This is a genomic window from Streptomyces zhihengii (genome assembly GCF_016919245.1).
GTDB classification, from domain to species: domain Bacteria; phylum Actinomycetota; class Actinomycetes; order Streptomycetales; family Streptomycetaceae; genus Streptomyces; species Streptomyces zhihengii.
Genome location: NZ_JAFEJA010000001.1, coordinates 3,648,263 through 3,671,908, shown reverse-complemented (window position 1 = coordinate 3,671,908; position 23,646 = coordinate 3,648,263). Strand labels below are relative to the sequence as shown.

Genomic DNA, 23,646 nt, shown 5'->3' with positions numbered 1-23,646 from the left:
CCGGGACAGCGTGACGAGGGGGAGTGGCAGGTGGCGACGACGCCGGAGGCCGAGGAGTTCGCGGCGATGCTGCGGCGGCTGAAGGAACGCTCGGGGCACAGCTACGGGGTGCTCGCGGGCAGGCTGCACGTCAGCACCTCGACGCTGCACCGCTACTGCAACGGCGATGCCGTCCCGGCGGAGTTCGCGGTGGTGGAGCGGCTGGCCCGGCTGTGCGGAGCCGAGCGGGAGGAGCTGCTGGCGCTCCACCGGCGGTGGATCCTCGCGGACGAGGCCCGCCGCCGGGGACGGGAGGCGGCGCGGGCCGCCGGCGAGGCGGGGGGCGGGCCGGAGCCGGCCCCCGGCGCCGGTTCCGGACCAGGCACCGGATCCGCTTCTGCTGCCGGGCCGGGGCCGGGGCCCGGGTCCGGCCCCGGGCTCGGCTCGGGATCCGCTTCCGGTTCGGGTTCGGGTTCCGGTTCCGCCCCGGGGGCTGCCCCGGAGGCCGATGGCACCCGCGGCGCCCCGGTGCGCGACTCCGCTTCCGCGGCCCCGGAGGCCGATGGCGCTCCCACCGCCCCCGTGCGCGACGATGCCGGCGCCGCCCCGGAGCCCGACGACGCCCGAACGCCCCCGGAGCCCGTCGCTCCGGGGGCGCAGGTTCCCGACCGCGAGGCCAGGGTCGAGGGCGGGCGGGCCGGCGGGACCGTGGACGAGGTCGCCGGGCCGGGTGCCGGGCGGGCCGGCGAGGTGGGCGGAGACGCGGTCACCGGACCGGACCGGGCGGCCCCGTCCGCGCGCCGCAAGCGTCTCGTCGTCGCCCTCGCGGCCGCCGCCGTGGTCGCCCTCGCCGTCCCGGCCGCCGTCCTCGCGAGCCACACGGGCACCTCCGGCGACCGCGCGGCCGGTGACGCCCCCACCGCCCCGGCGAGCAGGACGTCCGGATCGGGGCCCGCCCCGTCGGCCTCGGCGTCCGTGTCACCGTCCGGGACGCCCTCGGCCGGGCCTTCGCCCGGCACGTCCGCGCCGTCCCCGCCGGTCTCGTCGCCTGCGGGCAACGGCGCGCCCGCGACGACCGGCGTCCCGCTGCGGGTCGGCATCAGCTCGTACAACTGGGACTCGCCCTGCGGCCAGTACTACCTGATGGGCCGCTCGCCCGAGGAGATCCCGCCGCCGCCCCCGCCCCAGGACTACCGGAGCTGGGCGCGCGCCCTCGACGGGGTGGACGCCGGCGACCTGCGGCTCCAGCTCACCGCGACGGGGAAGACCCAGGACTCGGTCGTCGTCACCGCCGTCCACGTGCGGATCACCGGCCGCACCGAACCGCTCGCCTGGAACGCGTACTCGATGGGCGAGGGCTGCGGCAGCGGGATCACACCCCAGACCTTCGACGTCGACCTCGACAAGCCGCGTCCCGTGCTGCGGCCGGTGGCGGGGCAGCAGGGCGACATCACCGTGCCCGCCACGGACTTCCCGTACAAGGTGGCGTCGAACGACCCGCAGGTGTTCAACCTGCGCCTGCACACCGCGTCGCACGACGTGCGCTGGTACGTGGAGGTCGACTGGAGCAGCGGCGACCGGCGCGGCACCCTGCGGATCGACGACGAGGGCCGGCCGTTCCGGACGAGCGCGCTCGCCGGGCGCCCCCTGCACGAGTACCGGCCCGACCTGGGCGGGATCTGGAAACTCCGCGAGGAGTGAGCGCCCGCGCGGTGCACGGCGAAGGGCGCGGCCCGGACCCCCGGTGAGGGGTCCGGGCCGCGCCCTTCGCGCGTCGGTGCGGGTGTCAGAGCCGCTCGGGCGTACGGATGCCGAGCAGCGCCATGCCCTGGTGCAGGGTGCGGCCGGTCAGGTCGACGAGGAAGAGCCGGTTCTCCACGACCTCGGGCGCGTTGTCGTCGCTCAGCACGTGGCACTGGTCGTAGAACGTCGTCAGGTGCGACGCGAGCTGGTAGAGGTACGCGGCCAGCTTGTGCGGCTCGTACGACGTGGCGACCTCGCCGAGCACCTCGCCGAACTGGTCCAGGTGCAGGCCCAGCGCCCGCTCCGCCGGGGCCAGCCCGAGCTCGGGGTGGGCGGCCGGCCGGCGCTCGCCGGCCCTCCGCTTGATCGACTGGATACGGGCGTACGCGTACTGGAGGTAGACCGAGGTGTCGCCGTTGAGCGAGACCATCTGGTCCAGGTCGAACTTGTAGTCGCGCACCGCGGACGTCGACAGGTCGGCGTACTTGACCGCGCCGATGCCCACGTACCGGCCGTTCTCGGCGATCTCCTGCTCGCTCAGGCCGACCTTCCCGGCCTTCTCCGCGACCACGGCCGTCGCCCGGTCGATCGCCTCGTCGAGCAGGTCGACCAGCCGGACCGTCTCGCCCTCACGGGTCTTGAACGGCTTGCCGTCCTTGCCGAGGACCGTGCCGAAGGCGAGCTGGTGGGCCTTGACCTTGTCGTTCAGCCAGCCGGCCCGCCGGGCGGTCTCGAAGACCATCTTGAAGTGAAGCGACTGCCGGGCGTCCACCACGTACAGCAGGGTGGAGGCGCCGAGGTTCTGCACCCGGTCGCGGATGGCGGACAGGTCGGTGGCCGCGTAGCCGTAGCCGCCGTTGGACTTCCTGACGATGAGCGGGACCGGGTTGCCGTCGGGGCCCTTCACGTCGTCGAAGAAGACGCACAGCGCGCCCTCGGAGCGGACGGCGACGCCCGACTCCTCCAGCAGGCGGCAGGTCTCGTCGAGCATGTCGTTGTAGCCGGACTCGCCGACGATGTCGGGGTCGCGGACCTCCATGTCGAGCTTCTCGAAGACCGAGTAGAAGTAGATCTTCGACTCGTCGACGAACCGCTGCCACAGCGCGAGGGTCTGCTCCTCGCCGGCCTGGAGGGCCACCACCCGGTCACGGGCGCGGGCCTTGAACTCCTCGTCGGAGTCGAAGAGCGCCCGGGAGGCCTTGTAGAGCCGGTTGAGGTTGGACATGGCCTCCTCGCCGGAGACCTCCGCAGCCGCCTCGTCGCTCTTGTGGTCCAGCTCGTGGGGGTGCTCGATCAGGTACTGGATGAGCATGCCGAACTGGGTGCCCCAGTCGCCGATGTGGTGCCGGCGCACCACCTGCTCGCCCGCGAACTCCAGGATCTGCACCATCGCGTCACCGATGACGGCGGACCGCAGATGGCCGACGTGCATCTCCTTGGCCACGTTCGGCTGCGCGTAGTCGATCACCGTGGTGCCGGGCTCGGCGGCGAGCGGCACACCGAGGCGGGCGTCCGCGGCGCGGGCGGCGAGGGTCTCGGTGATGGCCCGGTCGGTGACCGTGATGTTGAGGAAGCCGGGGCCGGAGACCTCGATCTCCTTCAGGAGGTCGTTCGCGCCGATCGCGTCGACGACCTGGCCGGCCAGCTCGCGCGGGTTCCCCTTGAGCTTCTTCGCGAGCGCGAGGATCCCGTTGGCCTGGAAGTCGGCCCGGTCGCTACGTCGCAGCAGCGGGTCGGCGGAGCCTGCTTCCGGCAGTGCTGCCGTCAGGGCGTCCGCGAGGCGCTGCTGCACGTTCGAGGCGAGGGAAGGGACCGAGGCCATGAGCTTCCGTTCCGGTTGGGATGGGGAGTCGCCGAATGGTGCGACGGTCAAGTATCCCACGGGGGAGCAAGCCGTTTCCCCGAGCGGCGGGCTGCCCCGGGGCGTGCCGTCGCGTCTGGGAGAATGGGCCGCGTCAGTTCCGAGACAGAAGGACGTGCCGACCGTGGCTCAGAGCAGCACCGAGACCGACTGGGTCTCCCGTTTCGCGGACGAGGTCATCGCCGAGTCGGAGCGACGTGCGCCTGGCAAACCGGTCGTCGTCGCGTCCGGGCTCTCGCCCTCCGGTCCGATCCACCTCGGCAACCTCCGCGAGGTCATGACCCCGCACCTGGTCGCCGACGAGATCCGCCGCCGGGGCCACGAGGTCCGCCACCTGATCTCCTGGGACGACTACGACCGCTACCGCAAGGTGCCGAACGGCGTCGACGGCGTCGACGACTCCTGGGCCGAGCACATCGGCAGGCCGCTGACCTCGGTGCCCGCGCCGAAGGGCTCCCCCCACGCGAACTGGGCCGAGCACTTCAAGGCGGCGATGACCGAGTCGCTGGCGGAGCTGGGCGTCGAGTACGACCCGATCAGCCAGACCGAGCAGTACACCGCGGGCGTCTACCGCGAGCAGATCCTGCACGCGATGAGGCACCGCGGCGACATCGACGCGATCCTCGCCCAGTACCGGACGAAGAAGGCCCCGCCGAAGAAGGGGCAGAAGCCCGTCGACGAGGCGGAGCTGGAGGCGGCCGAGGGCTCCGGCGCGGCGGCCGAGGACGACGGCGCGACGTCCGCCGGGTACTTCCCGTACAAGCCGTACTGCGGCGCGTGCGACAAGGACCTGACGACCGTCACCGCCTACGACGACGAGACCACCGAGCTCGCCTACCGCTGCACCGCGTGCGACTTCTCGGAGACCGTCCGGCTGAGCGAGTTCAACCGCGGCAAGCTGGTCTGGAAGGTCGACTGGCCCATGCGCTGGGCCTACGAGGGCGTGATCTTCGAGCCGTCCGGTGTCGACCACTCGTCGCCCGGCTCGTCGTTCCAGGTCGGCGGGCAGATCGTCGGCATCTTCGGCGGCGAGCAGCCGATCGGCCCGATGTACGCCTTCGTCGGCATCTCCGGCATGGCCAAGATGTCGTCCTCGCGCGGCGGTGTGCCGACCCCGGCGGACGCGCTGCGGATCATGGAGCCGCAGCTGCTGCGCTGGCTGTACGCCCGCCGCCGGCCGAACCAGTCCTTCAAGATCGCCTTCGACCAGGAGATCCAGCGGCTGTACGACGAGTGGGACAAGCTGGAGGGCAAGGTCGCGGACGGCACCGTGCTGCCCGCCGACGCCGCCGCCCACTCCCGTGCCGCCCGCACGGCCGCCGGCGAGCTGGCCCGCACCCCGCGCCCGCTGCCGTACCGCACGCTCGCCTCGGTCGCCGACATCACCGGCGGCCACGAGGACCAGACGCTGCGCATCCTCACCGAGCTCGACCCGGAGCACCCGGTCACCGCGCTCGACGAGGTCCGCCCGCGCCTGGACCGCGCCGAGAACTGGATCTCCACCCAGGTCCCGGCCGAGGCCCGCACGGTGGTGCGCGCCGAGCCGGACGCCGAGCTGCTGGGCTCCCTCGACGACGAGGGCCGCGAATCGCTGCGGCTGCTGCTGGAGGGCCTGGACACCCACTGGTCCCTCGACGGCCTGACCACGCTCGTCTACGGCGTGCCGAAGGTGATGGCCGGTCTCGAACCGGACGCGAAGCCGACGCCGGAGCTCAAGGTCGCGCAGCGGGCGTTCTTCGCCCTGCTCTACCGGCTGCTCGTCAGCAGGGAGACCGGGCCGAGGCTGCCGACGCTGCTGCTGGCGGTGGGCGCGGACCGGGTGCGCAAGCTGCTCGGTTCCTGACCCGGTTAGCGTCGGGGCGATTCGGGGCGATTCCGGTCGATTCCGATCGCGCCGGCTCGCGCCGGCTTCACTCGGACCGGAGGGCTCTCATCCCGCAGGGGTGGGGGCCCTCCGGCGTGAGCGCACCTGCGGCCGGTGCGCGGTTCGCCGTGCGCGGTTCGCCGTGGTCGGAGGCGGCACGGATCGGAGGCGTCGCGGCTCGGAGGTGGCACGGGTCGTCGGAGGCGTCACGGCTCGGAGGTGGCACGGGCCGTCGGAGGCGTGAGCGACGGTCTCCGCGGGGCCGGGACGCGTCAGGCGATGTGCTCGGCCTCGAGGTCCGCCTGGAGGCGCTGGCGGAACTCGGGGAGCAGCCGCTTGAGCAGCGCCGTGCTCCGCGGGTGGTGCACACCGTGGCGGTCGTTGAGCAGTATGTCCAGGTGGTCGGCCTTCGGGTAGTCCCGGTGCTCGTCCACGTACGCCACGAAGACCGGGTACGCGGCCTCCGCGAACTCCTTGTCCTCGGCGGCGAAGTCCGTGTCGGGGCCCGGCTCGCGGCCTGCCGGAAGGTCCGCCTCGGGGCCGTCCGCCGCCATGGGCTCGACCGGGCCGCGGCCGGAGTAGCGCGGCTCCGGGCGACGTTCCTGCGAGGGGAACGGGGCCTGCGACGGGAACGGTGCCTGCCGGCCGTCGGGGAACTGCTGCCCGGGCCGGCCCTGCGCGTCGTGCTGTCCCTCGGGGTACTGCTGTCCGTCCACGTACTGCTGTGCGGGGTACTGCCGGTCGTCGGGGCGGTGCCGGTCCTCGGGGTAGGGCCGGCCGTCCGCCTGCTGCTGCGGACCGGCGTAGGGGCCGGGCGCGTACGGGCGCTGCGGGTACCTGTCGTCCGCGTACGGGCCGGGGGCGGGCTGCTGTCCGGCGGCCTGCTGCTGAGGGCCCTCGAAGACCTGGCCGTCGAAGACCTGGCCGTCGGGGCCGGGGCCGAGCGGGCGGGTGCGGCCGGGGCCCGCGGGGACCGGCACGGGCACGGGCTCGAACGCCTCTGCACGGGCGGGGTCGTGGCCCTGCCCGGGGGCGTTCGCCTGCGCCTCCTGCGGGAGGTGCTGCGCATGGAACCACGGGCTCCCGTGGGTGCCCGGGCCCTCCTGCGGCTGTGCGGAACCGGCGTGCTCGGCCTGCTCTGCGGGACCGGTCGGCACGGCGGCCGGGGTGCCGGTGGCGTCGCTGGTGACGCGGGTGGTGGCGTCGGTGTCCGGGGCCGGGTGCGCGGGCCGGGCGCCGGAGGCGGTGTCGGCGCTCGGCAGTTCACGCTGCGACAGCCGCTCCCGCAGCGATCGGGCGTCCGCGGCGGGCGCCACGGCCGCCGGCTGCGGGGCCGGCGGCAGCAGCACCGGGTCGATGCCGGCGGCGGCCAGCCCGGCGGGCGCGGTCTCCGCGAGCGGCACGCCGTACTTCGCGAGGCGCAGCGGCATCAGCGACTCCACCGGGGCCTTGCGCCGCCAGGACCGGCCGAACCGTGCCTGGAGACGCGCCTGGTAGATCAGCCGGTCCTGCTCCAGCTTGATGACCTGCTCGTAGCTGCGCAGCTCCCACAGCTTCATCCGGCGCCACAGCTTGAACGTCGGCACCGGCGAGAGCAGCCAGCGGGTGAGGCGCACGCCCTCCATGTGCTTGTCGGCCGTGATGTCCGCGATCCGGCCCACGGCGTGCCGGGCGGCCTCGACGGCGACGACGAACAGCACCGGGATGACCGCGTGCATGCCGACGCCGAGCGGGTCGGGCCAGGCGGCCGCGCCGTTGAACGCGATCGTCGCCGCGGTCAGCAGCCACGCCGTCTGGCGCAGCAGCGGGAACGGGATCCGCATCCAGGTCAGCAGCAGGTCCAGCGCGAGCAGGACGCAGATGCCGGCGTCGATGCCGATGGGGAAGACGAGCGAGAAGTCGCCGAAGCCCTTGCGCTCGGCCAGCTCGCGCACGGCCGCGTAGGAGCCCGCGAAGCCGATCGCGGCGATGACCAGCGCTCCGGCGACGACGACACCGATGAGTATTCGGTGTGTACGTGTCAGCTGCATCGCGGCCACCGCGTTCCCCTCCCCTTCTCCCTCTTGTGCGGGGCACAGCCTGGCACATGCCGGCGGACCCCGTTCCTCCGCCCTCGGGCGGAAGCCCCCTGTGCCGCCTACTTGTTGGCGGCCTCGACGGAGGCCACCGCTTCCTTGGCCGCCTTCAGCGCGGCCTTGGTGAGCTCCGCGGACGACGGGTTCTTCGCCCCCGCGTAGCCCGTGCCGTTGTAGGTCAGGGTCACCACGCCGTTCGCCGTGCGGGCGACGATCGTGGCGTAGACGAAGTCCTCGTCGGTCTTGTTGAGGGTGTAGTTGACCGTGGTCGCCTCGCTGCCGATCCCGGGTGCGGCGGCGGTCTTCACGTTCTTGGCGCCCTCGGTCGCCTTCGCCTTGTCGATCTCCTTGGCGTAGCTCTGCTGGGCGCGCTGGTCGCCGCTGACGGCGAGCGAGGTGTCGGAGTCGTAGCGCAGGAGGGAGACGTCGAGCCAGCGGTACTGCGAGCCCTTCACGCCGTTGTCGTCGAGGCCGTTCCACGAGCAGCTTCCGCGGCTGGCGGCGTCGGACGACTTGCCGGCCGTGCCGCCCTTCGACTTCACCCCGGGGACCAGGTCCTCGACCGTCTTGGCCGCCATGACCGAGCACGGGTCGGGGAGCCGGGTGAACTTCGCCGGAGCGACCTCCGGCGACTTCTTCGCCTCGGGGGTCGGGGAGGCGGAGGCCTTGGGCGCGCCGTCGGAACCCGAGTCCGAGGAACAGCCGGCGACGACGAGCATCACCGGGACGGCTGCGCAGGCGAGTATGCGGGTGAGTCGCGGGGCTGAACGGTGCATGGTTCCTTCACTCGGTCGTACGGTCGGCCAGGCCACGGTACGCGGCCGGGCCCGGGCGCGGGCCGGGTCGCGGAAGCCGGCGCGGGGCGGCGGGACGCTCTACTCGTCGAAGAGCTCCGCCAGCCGGCGGGCCACGCTCTGGGTCTTTTCCTGCAGTTCCTTGCTGTCCGGCACCTCTGCCGCGGGGGCGGGCTGCTCCGCGTAGACGATGGTCACGATCACGTTGGATGTGCGGAACACCACGCTCACGTCGCGGCGCTGGGCCGTGGGGCGGGTGGTGTCGAGCACGTCGTCGATGAAGGCGGCGTCGCCGAGGCTCGTCAGCACGCGGGGCTCCAGGCCCTCGCCGGACGCGCTCGCCGACGGGCCGGTCGCGGAGCCGCCCGGCCGGCCGGGCTCCCCGGAGGCTTCGGATCCGTCGGGGGTCCGTCCCGCCTGGGTGCCCACACCCGCGGTCGCGCCGGTGCCGGGGGACGCGGACGGCGAACCGCCGGGCTCCTCCCCGGCGGGCTCCTCCGGCTCCTCGGGTTCGAGCTGCACCGGCACGGAGGTCGAGGCCTGCTTCTTCGCGAACACCTCCTGCGCGCGGTCCTCGTCGCTGACGGCCGGGTCGTAGGAGACCACCCGCTCGAACTCGACGCGCAACTGGTGGGACGCGTCGGGCGCCTGGCCCTTCCAACTGCAGGCCGCACGGCGGTCCGTGTTGTACGTGACGGCGGGCGTGCCCTGGAACGCCTGCCGCTGCTGCTCCGGGGCGAGCGACGCCAGGCCGGGCAGCAGGTCCTTGAGCGCCGCGCTGTCGACGGCTCCGCACGGCTCCAGCAGCGTGCGGTACTTGCCGGGCGCCGCCGCCGGGACGGGCGCCGTGCCCGCCTTGGGATCGGCCGCGCGGTCGTCGCCGCCGCCGTCGGCGGTGCAGCCGGCGGCACCGGCGCCCAGCACCGCCGCGAGGAGCGCGGCCGTGCCGGGACCATATGTCTTCCGAAGCACGTGCCAGGCCCCTTTCCTCCGGTGTCCCCGGGAAATTCGGTTGTCGCCCGCAGAGGGCGGCTGGACACAATGTCTATCGCACACGCCGCCCCGGATGCCGGTCCGCCTAACCTTTCGCGGTCATTTGCCGGGTATTTGCGTTTTCACTGCCATCGGGGGAATCGAGGAGTCATGTCGTATGTAGAGATGCCGGGTGCGAAGGTACCGATCCGTATGTGGACCGACCCCGCGTCGGTCGAGGACGGCGCCATGCAGCAGCTCCGCAACGTGGCGACGCTGCCCTGGATCAAGGGGCTCGCCGTCATGCCGGACGTCCACTACGGCAAGGGCGCCACTGTCGGTTCGGTGATCGCGATGCACGGGGCGGTCTGTCCCGCCGCGGTCGGCGTCGACATCGGCTGCGGCATGTCGGCCGTCAAGACGTCGCTGACCTCGGGCGACCTGCCCGGCGACCTGTCACGGCTGCGCTCCCGGATCGAGCAGGCGATCCCGGTCGGCCGCGGGATGCACCGCGAGGCGGTCGACCCCGGCCGGGTGTTCGGTCTGACGACCGGCGGCTGGGACGACTTCTGGAGCCGGTTCGACCATGTCGCCGACGCGGTCAAGTTCCGCCGCGAGCGGGCGATGCAGCAGATGGGCTCCCTGGGCAGCGGCAACCACTTCATCGAGTTCTGCCTCGACGAGACGGGCGCCGTCTGGCTGATGCTGCACTCCGGTTCGCGCAACATCGGCAAGGAGCTGGCCGAGCACCACATCGGCATCGCGCAGAAGCTGCCGCACAACCAGGACCTGGTCGACCGCGACCTCGCCGTCTTCGTCTCCGAGACACCGCAGATGGCGGCCTACCGCAACGACCTGTTCTGGGCGCAGGAGTACGCGAAGTACAACCGCGCCGTGATGATGGGGCTGTTCCAGGAGGTCGTGCGGAAGGAGTTCCGCAAGGCCAAGGTCACCTTCGACCCGGTGATCTCCTGCCACCACAACTACGTGGCCGAGGAGCGGTACGACGGCATGGACCTGCTGGTCACCCGCAAGGGAGCCATCCGGGCCGGCTCCGGCGACTTCGGCATCATCCCCGGGTCCATGGGCACCGGCTCCTACATCGTCAAGGGCCTCGGGAACGCGGCCTCCTTCAACTCCGCGTCGCACGGTGCCGGCCGCCGGATGAGCCGGAACGCGGCGAAGCGGCGCTTCACGACGAGGGACCTGGAGGAGCAGACGCGTGGCGTCGAGTGCCGTAAGGACTCGGGCGTGGTGGACGAGATCCCCGGCGCGTACAAGCCGATCGAGCGGGTCATCGACCAGCAGCGGGACCTCGTCGAGGTGGTCGCGAAGCTGAAGCAGCTGGTGTGCGTGAAGGGCTGAGCCGTCGCGTACGCCGAGCCCGTGCGGACGCCGAGCCTGTGCGGACGCCGAGCTCTCGTGTGGACCGATTCCGTGTGGCGGTCGAGCTCGCGTGGCGTGGGCTGAGCCTGTGCGGAGGTTCAGCACGTGCGGACGTCGAGTTCTTGTGTGGACCGAGCTCGTGCGGCGGTCGAGCTCTTGCGTACGTCGAGCTCTCGTGTGGACCGAGCCCCGGGTACGAGGGCTTCCCCGGCCGGTCAGTCCGACCCGGCGGGGCCGCCGAGGGTCTTGTGGAAGAACGTCGTCGGGCGCAGCACCCCGGCCGGGTCGGCGGCGTAGTCGGGGACGGTGCCGACCGGTGTCCAGCCCGCGGAGCGGTACAGATACTCGGCGGCGCTGCCCGTCTGGGTGTCGAGCAGCAGCAGGGTGCGGCCCGCGTCGCGTGCGCACTCCTCGGCCGCGGTCAGCAGCAAGCGGGCGACGCCGCGGCCCCTGGCGTCCCGGTGCACGAGCAACTTGGCCACCTCGGCGCGGTGGGTGCCGTTGGGGGACGTCTCGGAGCGGAGCTGGACCGTGCCGATGAGACGGCCGCCGGTGCCGGTGCCGGTGCCGGTGCCGGTGCCGGTTCCGTCGTCGTCGGCGTGCCGCTTGCCGTCGTTGCCGCCGCCGTTGTCGGCGTGCGCGGTCCAGACCGTGACCGTCCCGTCGGCGAGGGCGGGTGCCAGCCCGGACCAGTAGGCGGCCGCCCGGTCGATGGCGAGAGGGGCGAGGAACCCCACGGACGCCCCGTCGTCGACGGCGTCCGCGAGGAGGGCGCCGAGGCCCTCCGCTGCGACGGGGAGGGCCTCGGCGGTCAGCCGTCGGACGGTGACGCCGGTGGGGGCGGCCATCACAGCTCCCTGTGGACCTTGGAGTTGGACGCCTGCGCCCGCGGGCGGACCACGAGCAGGTCGATGTTGACGTGGGGCGGCCGGGTGACGGCCCAGGTGATGGTCTCGGCCACGTCGTCGGCGGTGAGCGGCGCGGCCACGCCCGCGTAGACCTTGGCCGCCTTGTCGGTGTCGCCACGGAAGCGGGTGGTGGCGAACTCGTCGGTCTTCACCATGCCGGGGGCCACCTCGATCACACGGACCGGTGTGCCGACGATCTCCAGGCGCAGGGTTTCGGCGAGGACGTGCTCGCCGTGCTTCGCCGCCACGTAGCCACCGCCGCCCTCGTAGGTGGAGAGGCCCGCTGTGGAGGAGAGCACGACGATCGTGCCGTCGCCGCTGTCGGTGAGCGCGGGGAGCAGGGCCTGGGTGACATGGAGCGTCCCGATGACGTTGACCTCGTACATCCGGCGCCAGTCGGCCGGGTCGCCGGTGGCGACGGGGTCCGCTCCGAGAGCCCCGCCCGCGTTGTTGACCAGTACGTCGCAGCGGCTCAGCGACGCGGCGAAGGTGTCCACCGCCTCCCGGTCCGTGACGTCGAGCGCCTGGGCGGTGGCCTGGTGCCCGGCCTCGGTGATCTCGGCGGCGACCGCCTCGATGCGGTCCTTGCGCCGGGCGGTGAGCACGACGTGGAAGCCGGCGGCGGCCAGCTGCCGGGCGGTGGCCGCGCCGATGCCGCTGCTGGCTCCGGTGACGACGGCGACGGGCGTTCCGGCGGTGGTCATAGGGCTCCTCGCACGTGTGGTCGGACTGGGATCAGGATAGGTCGGCCCGCTGATCGGGCCGGTGGCAGGGCGGGGCGCCTTCGGGGCGGGCGGCGGGGCGCTGCCGGGTCGGCTCGGTCACAGTGACGTGCGGCGCCCTGAGGCCCAGGCGATGTAACCGTCGGGCCGGACCAGGAGTGCCGGGTGGCGCCGCCCGGCCGCCCAGTGGGCCCGCACCACGCCGGCAGGTGCGGGCGGCGGCGTGGCGGTGGCTCCGTCAGCCGCCTCGATCAGGACGAACGTGCCCGCGCGCAGCAGTTCGTAGAGCCGGCCCTCGGCCAGCTTCAGGTCCGGGGCGCGTCGTCCGGCGAGCGGGTGGGCGCCGCGTGGTGCGCTGTAGGCGATGCCGATGCCGGAGACCATGCCCATCGCCCGGGCGGCCGCGGGCCGGACCGTGTTCAGGAACCGGGCCGCCAAGGAGCGCGCCGCCCGCTGGAGCGGGGTGTGGGCCATGGCGAGGCGCACGATCGCGCCGCTGCTGCGCAGTACGGCCCGCCCCACCGGGTGGCGCTCCGACTCGTAGGAGTCGAGGAGGGTCTCGGGGTCGGGCGCCTGGCCCCGTATGACGGCGGCCAGCTTCCACGAGAGGTTGGCGGCGTCCTGGAGGCCGGTGTTCATGCCCTGGCCGCCTGCGGGGGAGTGGACGTGGGCGGCGTCGCCCGCGAGGAAGACCTGGCCCACGCGGTAGGCCGGTGCCTGGCGCTCGTCGCTGTGGAAGCGGGAGATCCAGCGGGCGTCGTGCATGCCGAAGTCGCTGCCCAGCGCGCGGCGGGCGATGTCGCGGACCTCGTCGAGGTCGACGGGCTCGCCGTCGTCGGCCTGGCGGGTGCGGTCCCACCCCATGACGCGGTACCAGCCGTCGCCGAACGGGGCCATGAAGGCGAAGGTGTCGTTCGCGCCGTTGACCGTGAGGAGCTGGGCGGGCTCCTCGGCGAGGCGTACGTCCGCGAGGACGATGGAGTTGATGACGGAGGCGCCGGGGAAGGGCAGCCCGAGGGACTGGCGGACGGGGCTGCGGTGGCCGTCGGCACCGACGAGGAAGCGGGCCCGGAGAGTGGTGAGGGTGCCGTCACAGGCGCGCAGCTCGGCGGAGACGGAGGCGTGGCCGGGGGCGTCGGTCCCCTGGCCGGATGCGGCGGGGTGCTGGACGAGGCCCGTCAGCTCGGTGCCGTGGCGGAAGTCGACGCCGGCGGCGCGCGCCCGGCGCTCCAGGAGCCGCTCCACCTCGTACTGCGGAGTGATCAGCAGGAAGGGGAACCGGGAGGGCAACGCGGTGAGGTCCAGGGCGAGACGGCGGAAGAGACTGAGTGTCGTCAGCCGGGTGCCTGTCGCCACCAGCTCCTCCGCGAGACCGCGGGCGTCGAGTGCCTCCAGTGTGCGGGCGTGCACGCCGAAGGCTCGGGTGAGGTTGCTCCTGCCTGCGGGCCGGCGCTCGACGAGCGTGACGGCGACGCCGGCCTCGGCCAGGTCTCCTGCGAGCAGCAGTCCGGTGGGCCCCGCTCCGACGACGACCACGTCGGTGCGAAGGGTGTCGTCGCCCGGCGTGCCTGCGGAACCCTGGCTGTCCGCTGCGCCGGTGGTGCCTGACTCGGCGATGCCGCTCATGACTGCCTCCCGAATGTCGGCGACGTGGGCCCGGAGGCGCCCGCATCGGTCAACGCTTGTTGGCCAACATCTGTTGGTCAACGCTTGTTGGCAAATGTAGGCGTGGGGGTCTGGCGATGTCAACGGTTGTTGGCCTACAGTTGTTGGCATGACGACGGAAGCAGCCGGCGGTCCGCGCCGCTCCGATGCCACGAAGGCCGCGATCCTCGAAGCCGCGCGTGAGAGGTTCGCCGCCGACGGGTACGAGCGGGCGACGATCCGGGCCATAGCGCGTGACGCGGGCATCGACCCCTCGATGGTCATGCGGTACTACGGCAACAAGGAGGGGCTGTTCGCCGCGGCCTCCGAGTTCGATCTGAGGCTGCCGGGGCTCGGGGCCCTGCCCGGGAAGCACGCGGGTGCCGTCCTGGTCTCCCACTTCCTCGACCGGTGGGAGCAGGACGAGGTGCTGACGGCCCTGCTGCGCGCGGCGGTGACCAATCCGGTGGCGGCGGAGCGCGCGCGGTCGATCTTCAGGGACCAGCTCGGGCCGATCGCGGCGGGCATGTCACCCGACCCGGCGGACGCCCCGCGCCGGGCGGCGCTGGTCGCCTCGCAGATCCTCGGCATGGCGCTGGCCCGCTATGTCCTGTGTCTGCCGCCCGCCGTGGACATGGACAGGGAGGAGGTGGTCCGTTGGCTGGCGCCCACGGTGCAGCGGTACCTCACGGCCGAGGCTCCCTGAGGCGGCGGACGGCCGGGACGGGTGGCGGGGTGCCCCGCGGGCAGCCGGGTCAGGCGGCGGGTGCGGGGCCCTGGCCGGGGCCGACGGAGGCGTCCCCGCGGGTGGTGGTGCCGGCCGTCCGCATCGCCGACTCGACGATCGCCTCCAGGTTGGCGTGGTGGGCGCCCCGCCAGTAGACGCGTTCGCACGCCGTGCACTGCGCGAAGACGTCGTAGGAGCGCTGCGTCCCCTGCTCCAGTCTGTTCTGCACGGAGTCCTTGTCGGCCTCCCGCAGCGGGCCGTTGCACGCGGTGCACCTGGTCCAGGGCGCCAGCGCCGGGGCGAACCGCTCCAGTACATCGGTGAGCTGGTCATCGGGGCGGTCGCTGTAGACGTAGGCGCCGGCCCAGATCTCGCGGCGCCGCAGCAGCCCCCGGTCGCGGGAGAGCAGGACGCGCCGCTCCTTCGCGGAGAGCGCGGCGAGGGCGGGGTCGCCGATGTCCTCGTTCTCGTACGCGGCATCCACGCCGAGGAGCCGCAGCCGGCGGGCGAGCGTGCCGAGGTGGACGTCGAGGAGGAAGCGGAGGGGAGCGCCGGGTACCTGCTGGGGGCGTGCCACACCGAGCACGTCGACGTGCTCTCCCTCGCGCGGGATGTGCGAGACCGGCACCGGGGAGCCGTCGACCAGCAGACGGCCCGCCTCCGTCAGCGGCACCCCCAGGGACTCGACGACATGGCCCAGGGTCGACGAGCCGTCCGTGACCACGGTGGTCCGTCCCCGGCGGCGGTCCGAGGGGACGAAGAGGCGCAGCTCGGGGGCGACGCTGAAGGTGATCTCCGGTCCGTTCACGCCGTCAGCATGTCACCGGGCGCACCGCTCCAGCCAGCGGATTGCGGGCCGCGGCCGTAGGGCCGGTTCGCGGGACCTGCGGTGGTGGGCGTGCTCGGGCGGCGGCCCTCGCGCCGATGAGCCGACGGGCGCGTGCCCCCGGCGGCCGGCCGCCGGATGGTGACCGGCCGCCGGTGGCCCGCGGCCGGTCAGGGGACGAAGCGGAAATGCGTCACCACGGGGGAGGCGGCCTCACCGAGTACATGGAACGCGACGGCGGGCGGGGCGTCGCGGTCGGTGAGCGTCTCGCCGGGCTCCCAGGGCAGGCGCACGGTCGAGACGACACCGGGGGCGATGAGGAGCGGCAGCCCGGCGAAGGTGGTGGCCGCGGGGGTGTGCGCGTGTCCGGTGAGGACGGCCGGGATGTTCGTCCGGCCGGTCAGCACCCGGGCCAGGCGGTCCGCGTTCGTGAGGTTGGTCGAGTCCAGATAGGGGTGGTGGATCACCGCGGGCGGGTGGTGGAAGGCGGGCAGCGCCGGGGTATCGCCCAGGTCGTCGAGGGTGCGCTCCAGCCAGCTCAGCGTCTCGTCGTCGAAGAGCCCCGGGTCTTCGCCGGGGATCGTCGAGTCGCACATCAGGAGGGCGTGGCCGCCGGCGAGGTGCAGTCGGTTCACGGGCTCCGAGGTCGCCGTCCCGGGGGCGGCGCCGAGGAGGACCTCGCGGTAGGCGGCGCGGTCGTCGTGGTTGCCGGGGCAGGTGAAGTGGGGCGAGCTCAGGCCGGACAGCAGCTCCGCCGCGAGCCGGTACTCCTCGGGTGCGCCGTGGTCGGCGATGTCACCCGTCACCAGGACGGCGTCGGGCTGCCGGGTGAGGGAGTTGAGATAGGTCACCGTGCGGGCGGCGCGGTCGGTCGCCCTGGCGTCGCCGTCCAGGTGCAGGTCGCTGATGTGGGCGAGCAGCATGAATGAACCCCCTCCATGATTAATGGTTTGATCACCCTAGGGCATTAGTCGATCGTCGCGGGAGGGGTTGGAGGGGGCCGGGAACGCCGGAGCGGAGCAGGGAGGCAGGGAGGTGAGGCAGCGGAACGAGGCGCTGCGCCGCGGAAGGCCGGTGAGGCCGGTCATCCACCCGTGGGGCGGCCGTACGCCGTGGGCGGCACGCCCACCGTCGCGGTGAAGTCCCGGACCAGGTGGGCCTGGTCGCTGTAGCCGAGCTCGTCCGCGAGCGCGGCCCAGTCGGGCTCCTGGCCCGACTCCGCGCGCTCCAGGGCCTCATGGATCCGGTACCGCAGGATCACCCACTTGGGGCCGACGCCCACCTGCTCGGCGAACAGGCGCTGCAGCGACCGCGCCGACGCGCCTTCCGCCGAAGCCAGTTCGTCCACCCGGCGGATCGAGCGGTCGGTACGGACACGGTCGACGAGGGCGACGGCCCGCAGGGACCGGTCGACGGCCGCCGGGTGCGGGCCGAGGCCGAGCAGCAGGGCGTCGAGGGCGGCGACCCGGGCGTCCTCGTCGTCCGGCCCGACGACGGCCCGCACCCCGCCCGGTGACACCGGCAGCGGCGCCGGCTCCGGCGCGGACGCGGCTACGGACTCCGGCCCCGGGGACGGGGGCAGGGGCGGGGGCGGCGTGTGCAGGGGGACCCGCCGGCCCGTCCAGTGCGACACCGGCCGGTTGGGCGCGAACGGGCGGAAGCCGCCCGGCCGGAACTGCACCCCGCACACCCGGCCGCTGCCCGTCAGCTTCTGCGTGAACAGCTCCATGCCGATCCCCGCGACCTCCGCCCACGGCTCCTCGTCGCCGTAGCGCTGGAAGACCATGTTCACCGAGGGGTGCGGCACCACATGGGTGGCGTAGGGCTCGGGCAGGTCCCAGTCGATGAGCCAGTAGTGCTCCAGGAAGGGGCGCAGCGCGGGGGCCGGTTCGCGGCGGCGGAAATCCACGCGGGAGAACAGTTCCCCCGCCTCGACGATGCCTCGCGTGTCCCGCCGCGGCCCTGTCACTCCTCGATCCTATGCCGGGAGGTGTCGCGTTTCTTCAAGACGGTGCGGAGGTCGGATGCCTACGGTCGCCCCATGACGAACACCCTGAGTGACCTGCTCGAAAGGGCCGCCGGACACACGGTCCACGTCGTGCGCGGCATCACCGACGATCAGCTTGCGGGCCCGACGCCGTGCGCCGAGTACGACGTGCGCGCCTTGGTCGACCATCTCTTCCAGGTCGTCGTCAATTTCCAGCGCCTGGCGGCGAAGAAGGACGCCGACTTCTCGGACCTGCCGCGGTTCGTCGGCCACGGTGACTGGCGGTCGGACTTCGGCGCACAGGCGCGTGCCCTGACCGAGGCGTGGGCCGTGCCCGGCGCCGACGAAGGCACGACGGGGGCCATGGACATGCCTGCCGCCCTGGTGGGGCGGATGGCGCTGGGTGATCTTGTCGTCCACGGCTGGGACCTGGCCCGCGCCACGGAGCAGCCGTACGCCCCCGACCCCCTCACCGTGACCGAGGTGACGACCGCGTTCTCGCAACTCGCCCCGACGGCACGGTCGATGGGGATGTTCGGTGAGGAGCGACCGCTTCCCGGCGGGGAGGCGGAGGTCTCCGGCCTCGACCGGCTGCTGGCTCTCACCGGGCGGGAGGCGGGCTGGACCCGCCCGTAGCCCTGATTCGCCCGTGGTCAGGGACGTCTCCGGGCGGAGGCGGGCTCGGTGGGGAGCGGTGCCCGCAGGGCGGGGGTGCCGGTGGCGGTGCCGGTCGATGGGCCATCCAGGGCTTCGATCGGGTGGTATCGCGGTCGTTCGGATCAACTGATCGTGTCATGACCGGTCTGGCTCCCCGGCCGCGCCGAGCATCGGCGTATGTACTCCCTCGCCAAGCGCCTCTCCGCACTGCGCAAACGCGCGCTGTCCAGCGGTGCCGCCTGCGCCGTGCTGGCCACCGTGGTGCCCGTGCTCACGATCGGGCCGGGTGCCGCTCCGGCACAGGCCGCACCGCTGCCAGGGGGGCTCGGTCCCTGCGTCCCGGGATCCTGCCCCGACCCGTTCCCCGGGATCGGCAACGGTCCGTTCGCGGGCCGGGACGACGGGATCAACATCTTCGTGGGCGACGACTTCCTGGTGCGTGGCCGTGCGGCGGAGGCCGAGGGCCGGGTCGTCGTGCTCGACGCCTTCGACCAGAACAAGGACACCGCGGCCGGGGGCAACTACAACCTCGGCATCGCGGGGGTCGGATCGCGTGTGCCGCCCTCCGTCGACACGCCCTTCCTGACGACGGGCGGAGACGTCACCGTCGCCCCCGGCCAGACGCTGGACACCACCGGGGGTCTGGACGGCGAGCGCGGGATCGTGCGGTACGCGGGCACCCTCTCCGGAACGATCACCGGCGAACCGCAGCCCGACCCGGACGCCGTCGACCCGTACGCAGGGCTGCGCGACGAACTCACCGCGGCCAGCCGGTGCTACGCGAGGGTGGACGGGCAGCGCCGGACGCCGACCGGCACCGCGGTCAACCAGGGCTCCCAGACACTGTTCACCGGTGACGGGACGTCCGCTCTGCAGGTCTTCAACGTCGACTTCGACATGGTCGCGGCCGGAGGAGGCCAGCAGGGCGTCGTCTTCGCCGGGATCCCGGCCGACGCGACCGTCCTGGTCAACGTCTTCGGGACGGACCGGGTCCTGAACACGTACAGCGGTGGCATCGACGATGCCACCGACCCGCTGAACGCCTACCGCGAGAGGCTTCTGTGGAACTACCCCGACGCGACGACCGTCGAATTGACGGGCACCGGACAGTTCCAGGGCAGTTTCCTGATGGGGGAGCAGTCCTCCCTGACCACGGTGAGTCTCCCGGGGATCAACGGACGCTTCTTCACCACCGGTTCGCTCACCCACACGAGCCCGGCCGGCGGCGGGGGCGGCCAGGAGTTCCACGCCTACCCCTTCGACGGGGACCTTCCCGACTGCGACACGCCGCCGCCGACGACGGGTCAGGTGCGGGTGCTGAAGACGGACGCGGAGTCGGGTGAGCCGTTGGCGGGTGCGGAGTTCGAGCTGTGGCGCGAGACGAACGACGTCACGGGTCTGCAGACCGGCGGGACGGACCCGGACACGCTGGTCACGACCTGCACGACGCCGGCCACGGGGGTGTGCTCGGCCACCACGACGACGGGCACGTACTACTGGCGTGAGACGGAGGCGCCCGACGGTTACCGGCTGCCGGACCCGAACGTCTTCGGTCCGGTGGAGCTGAACAGCGACAACGCGGATTCCGGTGTCCAGGTGGAGGCCGTGAACACGCAGTCCCCCCTGCCTCCGACGACGGGTCAGGTGCGGGTGCTGAAGACGGACGCGGAGTCGGGTGAGCCGTTGGCGGGTGCGGAGTTCGAGCTGTGGCGCGAGACGAACGACGTCACGGGTCTGCAGACCGGCGGGACGGACCCGGACACGCTGGTCACGACCTGCACGACGCCGGCCACGGGGGTGTGCTCGGCCACCACGACGACGGGCACGTACTACTGGCGTGAGACGGAGGCGCCCGACGGTTACCGGCTGCCCGACCCGAACGTCTTCGGTCCGGTGGAGCTGAACAGCGACAACGCGGATTCCGGTGTCCAGGTGGAGGCCGTGAACACGCAGTCCCCCCTGCCGCCGACGACGGGTCAGGTGCGGGTGCTGAAGACGGACGCGGAGTCGGGTGAGCCGTTGGCGGGTGCGGAGTTCGAGCTGTGGCGCGAGACGAACGACGTCACGGGTCTGCAGACCGGCGGGACGGACCCGGACACGCTGGTCACGACCTGCGCGACCCCCGCATCCGGGATCTGCTCCCGGCTGGTCCTGGCGGGGACGTACTACTGGCGTGAGACGGAAGCCCCCAGTGGCTACCCGCTGCCGGACCCGAACGTCTTCGGTCCCCTGGTGCTGACGGCGCAGAACGCCGGTACCGGTGTCCAGGCCGAGGTCGAGAACACCCGCACGCCCGAGCCCCCGGCCACGGGTTCGCTCACCGTGGTGAAGTCGGACGCCAAGAACGGCGCCCTGCTGGCCGGGGCCGTCTTCGAGCTGTGGCGCGAGACGAACGGTGTCGACGGACTGCAGCGGACCGGCACGGACCCCGACACCCGCGCCGACGCGGGCTGCTCCACCGACGAGGCGGGACGGTGCGTCTTCGGCGACCTGCCGCTCGGTGAGTACTACCTCGTCGAGACCGCGGTGCCGGAGGGCTACGTCCTCCCCGGCAACCCCGTCACCGGCCCGTACGAGGTGACCGAGGAGAACAGCGACCGGGGCGTCACCGTCGAACTCGACAACGAGCGCGGCGAGCCCTGCAAGGGCAAGAACTGCAAGGGAGGCACGGACCGTTCCCGCGAAGCCTCGCGCGTCTGACGCTTTCGAAGCCTCCGAAGCCTCCGGCGCCTCCCACGCGGCCGATGCCGCCGACGTGTCCGGCATCCTCGCCGCGGCGAGGATGCGGTCGCCGCGGTGACGCGGATCACCCGCCCGGCCGACCAGCAGTGGTCGGCCGGGCGGGTGCGCTGTTCCACTCGGGACCAGTCCGCGCACCCTGGAGGTCCTCGCATGCGCCCCGCCCGCTCCGCCGGAGTCCCCGCGGCCCTCGCCGTACTCGTCTGCGCGTTCGCCCCGGCGCCGCCGCGGCGGCGCCGGCCGCTGACACCCCGTGCACCGCCGCCGCCGGCCCCTACCAGCGCCAGATGGAGCGGCATCTCGGGCTGACCGTGGACGGGCGGCAGTCGGAGGCCGACTGCCGGGCGGTGCGCGCCTTCCAGACCGAGCACGGCACGCCGCGCCGGGACGGCTTCGCCGACCTGGCCACCTACCGCACGATGGTCGCCGTGGAGGCGTCGCCCGACCCGAACGCCGCGGGCCGCTGCCCGGTCCGCACCTATCGTGTGACCTGCGTCGACATGGACCGTCAGCTGCTCTGGGTGCAGTCGGGGGACACGGTCGACTTCGGGCCCGTGCCGATCCGCACCGGACGGGACGCGCAGGAGACCCGCCCCGGCATGCACGAGATCTACTGGCGCAGCCGCGACCACGTCTCCACCCTCTACGACGACGCACCGATGCCGTACGCGCAGTTCTTCGACGGCGGCCAGGCGATTCACGGCAGACCCGGTGACCTGTACGACGGCGGCGGCTCCGCGGGCTGTGTGAACCTCGCCGTGGACGACGCCGCGACGCTCTGGGACCTGCTCGACGTCGAGGACAGTGTCTACGTGTGGGGCGTCAAGCCCGGGACCGCGGACTGACCCCGCCTCCGGGTGACAGCGGTCTCACCCCGCCCTCCCGCGACCGCCTCCGTACATCCGCCGGACGGATCCCGTTAAGCTCGCGGGTCACGACCGGCGACAGCGCGGGTCACGACCGGCGACAGATGGAGATGTGGACGTGTCCCGAGCGCGTGTGGGTGTGGCCGTACTGACGATGGGTACCCGCCCGGCCGAACTGGGGGCGCTGCTCGACTCGGTGGCCGCGCAGGACCTGCCCGCCACCCGGATCGTCGTCGTCTCCAACGGTGCCGCGCTCTCCGAACTGCCCCCGGGCGTCACGGGAGTGGAACTCCCGGAGAACCTGGGGGTGGCCGGCGGGCGCAACGTCGCCATGGAGCGGTTGCGCGAGTTCGGCGACGTCGACGTCCTGGTGGACCTCGACGACGACGGGCTGCTGATCGAGCCCGACGTCTTCAGCCGGGTCTCGGCGATGTACGACGCCGACCCGGAGCTCGGCATCGTCAGCTTCCGCATCGCCGACGAGACCGGGTTCACCCAGCGCCGGCACGTCCCCCGGATCGGCAGGACCGACCCGATGCGGGGCGGCCAGGTCACCACCTTCCTCGGCGGCGGGCACGCGCTGTCGATGCGGATGCTGGAGCGGGTCGGCGGCTGGCCGGACGACTTCTTCTTCACCCACGAGGAGACGGACCTCGCCTGGCGTGCGCTGGACGACGGCTGGAAGATCCTCTACGCCCCCGAGCTGGTGCTCCAGCACCCGCGGACCGCGCCCACCCGGCACGGCGTCTACTACCGGATGACGGCCCGCAACCGGGTCTGGCTGGCCAAGCGGAACCTCCCGGCGCTGCTGGTGCCGCTCTACCTCGGGTCGTGGACCGCCCTGACCCTGGCCCGCACCCGGTCGGGCTCGGGCCTGCGCGCCTGGTTCGGCGGCTTCGCCGAGGGCGTCCGCACCCCCTGCGGGGAGCGGCGGCCGATGCGCTGGAGCACCGTGTGGCTGATGGCCCGCCTGGGCCGTCCGCCGGTGGTCTGAGCCCGGCCGCAGCGCACGGGCCGGACGTCCGCCTGACGCGCGGGGCGCGTGCGGGCGCTGCGCCCGCGTACCCGGCGACAGGTCAGGCGGCCGCCTCCTGCTGGAGCGCGGGGCCGAGCAGCAGGCCGCCGTCGACCACGAACTCCGCCCCGGTCACGAAGGACGCCTCGGACGAGCTGAGGTAGAGCAGGGCCCGGGTGATGTCGGCGGGCTCACCGAGCCGCGGGATCGCGAACGGCTCGGGGGAGTAGAAGTCCGCGATGGGCGCCTCGCTCCCGGCGGCGGGCTCGGTGATGAAGGGGGTGGCGATCACTCCCGGGTGGATGGCGTTGACGCGGATGCCGTCGCGCCCCAACTCCAGCGCCGCGGTCCTGGTCAGGCCGCGCACGCCCCACTTGCTGGTCACGTACGGGGCGTAATGGGCGGTGCCGACGATGCCCGACGTCGAGGCGATGTTGACGATCACGCCGCCGCCGGCCCGTCGCAGGGAGGGGGCCGCGGCCTTGATGCCGAGGAACGTCCCCGTGAGGTTGATGTCGAGGATGCGGTTCCAGACGCGCTGATCGGTCGCCTCCACGGGCGCCGGCGGATTCTGCACGCCCGCGTTGTTGACCAGTACGGTCACCGGGCCGAAGCGCTCCTCGGTCGCGGCGACCGCCGCCTGCCAGGACGCCTCGTCGGTGACGTCGAGGCGGACGTACAGGGCGCGGTCGCCCAGCTCGGCGGCGAGGGCCGCGCCGCGCTCCTCGGCGATGTCGGCGATCACGACCCGGGCGCCCTCGGCGTGGTAGGCGCGGACATGGCTGGCGCCCTGTCCGCCGGTACCGCCGGTGACGAGAACGGTCTGGTTGTCGAAGCGTCCCATGGTGCGGGCCTCTCCCGTGCAGCGTAATGGTGAGTCG

General features: G+C 73.1%; 19 protein-coding genes. 8 read left to right on the top strand and 11 right to left on the bottom strand.

Annotated features, from left to right (window positions below; all coding sequences use genetic code 11):
• Positions 1–30: 30 nt before the first annotated feature.
• Positions 31–1,680, top strand: coding sequence for a transcriptional regulator (locus tag JE024_RS15345; protein WP_244882867.1), 1,650 nt, complete (start codon positions 31–33; stop codon positions 1,678–1,680).
• 85 nt (positions 1,681–1,765) lie between these two features.
• Here the strand turns inward: JE024_RS15345 and argS are convergent, their stop codons facing one another.
• Positions 1,766–3,544, bottom strand: a complete 1,779-nt coding sequence (gene argS / locus JE024_RS15340) for an arginine--tRNA ligase (RefSeq protein WP_205374123.1) — start codon at positions 3,542–3,544, stop codon at positions 1,766–1,768.
• A gap of 154 nt (positions 3,545–3,698) precedes the next feature.
• On the opposite strand from argS, the gene lysS reads away from it, so the two are divergent.
• Positions 3,699–5,426, top strand: a complete 1,728-nt coding sequence (lysS, locus tag JE024_RS15335; protein WP_205374122.1) for a lysine--tRNA ligase — start codon at positions 3,699–3,701, stop codon at positions 5,424–5,426.
• A 293-nt stretch (positions 5,427–5,719) separates the two neighbouring features.
• On the opposite strand, the gene JE024_RS15330 is transcribed toward lysS, so the two are convergent.
• The 3 genes from JE024_RS15330 to JE024_RS15320 all read right to left on the bottom strand — a co-directional run bounded on the left by JE024_RS15330 (position 5,720) and on the right by JE024_RS15320 (position 9,288).
• Positions 5,720–7,486: a DUF2637 domain-containing protein gene (locus JE024_RS15330; protein ID WP_205374121.1), complete on the bottom strand. Its 1,767-nt coding sequence runs from the start codon at positions 7,484–7,486 to the stop codon at positions 5,720–5,722.
• Between the two features lie 98 nt (positions 7,487–7,584).
• Complete coding sequence (locus JE024_RS15325) at positions 7,585–8,298, bottom strand: DUF3558 domain-containing protein (protein ID WP_205374120.1); 714 nt, start codon at positions 8,296–8,298, stop codon at positions 7,585–7,587.
• A 99-nt stretch (positions 8,299–8,397) separates the two neighbouring features.
• Positions 8,398–9,288: a DUF3558 domain-containing protein gene (locus tag JE024_RS15320; protein ID WP_205374119.1), complete on the bottom strand. Its 891-nt coding sequence runs from the start codon at positions 9,286–9,288 to the stop codon at positions 8,398–8,400.
• A 171-nt stretch (positions 9,289–9,459) separates the two neighbouring features.
• On the opposite strand from JE024_RS15320, the gene JE024_RS15315 reads away from it, so the two are divergent.
• A complete protein-coding gene (locus tag JE024_RS15315; RefSeq protein WP_205374118.1) occupies positions 9,460–10,653 on the top strand; it encodes an RtcB family protein in 1,194 nt (397 codons plus the stop codon).
• 236 nt (positions 10,654–10,889) lie between these two features.
• On the opposite strand, the gene JE024_RS15310 is transcribed toward JE024_RS15315, so the two are convergent.
• The 3 genes from JE024_RS15310 to JE024_RS15300 form a co-directional block, all read right to left on the bottom strand.
• A complete protein-coding gene (locus JE024_RS15310) occupies positions 10,890–11,522 on the bottom strand; it encodes a GNAT family N-acetyltransferase (protein ID WP_205374117.1) in 633 nt (210 codons plus the stop codon).
• Positions 11,522–12,286: an SDR family NAD(P)-dependent oxidoreductase gene (locus tag JE024_RS15305; protein ID WP_205374116.1), complete on the bottom strand. Its 765-nt coding sequence runs from the start codon at positions 12,284–12,286 to the stop codon at positions 11,522–11,524. The genes JE024_RS15310 and JE024_RS15305 overlap by 1 nt, the downstream gene beginning before the upstream one ends.
• Before the next feature lie 117 nt (positions 12,287–12,403).
• A complete protein-coding gene (locus tag JE024_RS15300) occupies positions 12,404–13,930 on the bottom strand; it encodes an FAD-dependent oxidoreductase (protein ID WP_205374115.1) in 1,527 nt (508 codons plus the stop codon).
• A 148-nt stretch (positions 13,931–14,078) separates the two neighbouring features.
• On the opposite strand from JE024_RS15300, the gene JE024_RS15295 reads away from it, so the two are divergent.
• Complete coding sequence (locus tag JE024_RS15295; protein WP_205374114.1) at positions 14,079–14,654, top strand: TetR/AcrR family transcriptional regulator; 576 nt, start codon at positions 14,079–14,081, stop codon at positions 14,652–14,654.
• A 49-nt stretch (positions 14,655–14,703) separates the two neighbouring features.
• Here JE024_RS15295 and JE024_RS15290 read toward each other — a convergent pair whose 3' ends face one another.
• From JE024_RS15290 to JE024_RS15280, 3 genes are all read right to left on the bottom strand, one after another.
• A complete protein-coding gene (locus JE024_RS15290) occupies positions 14,704–15,483 on the bottom strand; it encodes a Mut7-C RNAse domain-containing protein (protein WP_205374113.1) in 780 nt (259 codons plus the stop codon).
• A 188-nt stretch (positions 15,484–15,671) separates the two neighbouring features.
• Complete coding sequence (locus JE024_RS15285; RefSeq protein WP_205374112.1) at positions 15,672–16,424, bottom strand: phosphodiesterase; 753 nt, start codon at positions 16,422–16,424, stop codon at positions 15,672–15,674.
• Positions 16,425–16,585: 161 nt separating this feature from the next.
• Positions 16,586–17,470, bottom strand: a complete 885-nt coding sequence (locus tag JE024_RS15280; protein ID WP_205374111.1) for a helix-turn-helix domain-containing protein — start codon at positions 17,468–17,470, stop codon at positions 16,586–16,588.
• 72 nt (positions 17,471–17,542) lie between these two features.
• On the opposite strand from JE024_RS15280, the gene JE024_RS15275 reads away from it, so the two are divergent.
• The 4 genes from JE024_RS15275 to JE024_RS15260 all read left to right on the top strand — a co-directional run bounded on the left by JE024_RS15275 (position 17,543) and on the right by JE024_RS15260 (position 22,744).
• A complete protein-coding gene (locus JE024_RS15275) occupies positions 17,543–18,124 on the top strand; it encodes a TIGR03086 family metal-binding protein (RefSeq protein WP_205374110.1) in 582 nt (193 codons plus the stop codon).
• 198 nt (positions 18,125–18,322) lie between these two features.
• The gene (locus JE024_RS15270; RefSeq protein ID WP_205374109.1) at positions 18,323–20,845 is read left to right on the top strand and encodes a SpaA isopeptide-forming pilin-related protein; all 2,523 of its coding nucleotides are present in this window, start codon (positions 18,323–18,325) and stop codon (positions 20,843–20,845) included.
• Between the two features lie 326 nt (positions 20,846–21,171).
• Positions 21,172–21,729 carry a L,D-transpeptidase gene (locus JE024_RS15265; RefSeq protein ID WP_205374108.1) on the top strand — a complete coding sequence of 186 codons (558 nt, stop codon included), beginning with the start codon at positions 21,172–21,174 and terminating at the stop codon, positions 21,727–21,729.
• A 139-nt stretch (positions 21,730–21,868) separates the two neighbouring features.
• Positions 21,869–22,744, top strand: coding sequence for a glycosyltransferase family 2 protein (locus tag JE024_RS15260; protein ID WP_205374107.1), 876 nt, complete (start codon positions 21,869–21,871; stop codon positions 22,742–22,744).
• 82 nt (positions 22,745–22,826) lie between these two features.
• Here the strand turns inward: JE024_RS15260 and JE024_RS15255 are convergent, their stop codons facing one another.
• Positions 22,827–23,609, bottom strand: coding sequence for an SDR family NAD(P)-dependent oxidoreductase (locus JE024_RS15255; RefSeq protein ID WP_205374106.1), 783 nt, complete (start codon positions 23,607–23,609; stop codon positions 22,827–22,829).
• Positions 23,610–23,646 lie beyond the last annotated feature (37 nt).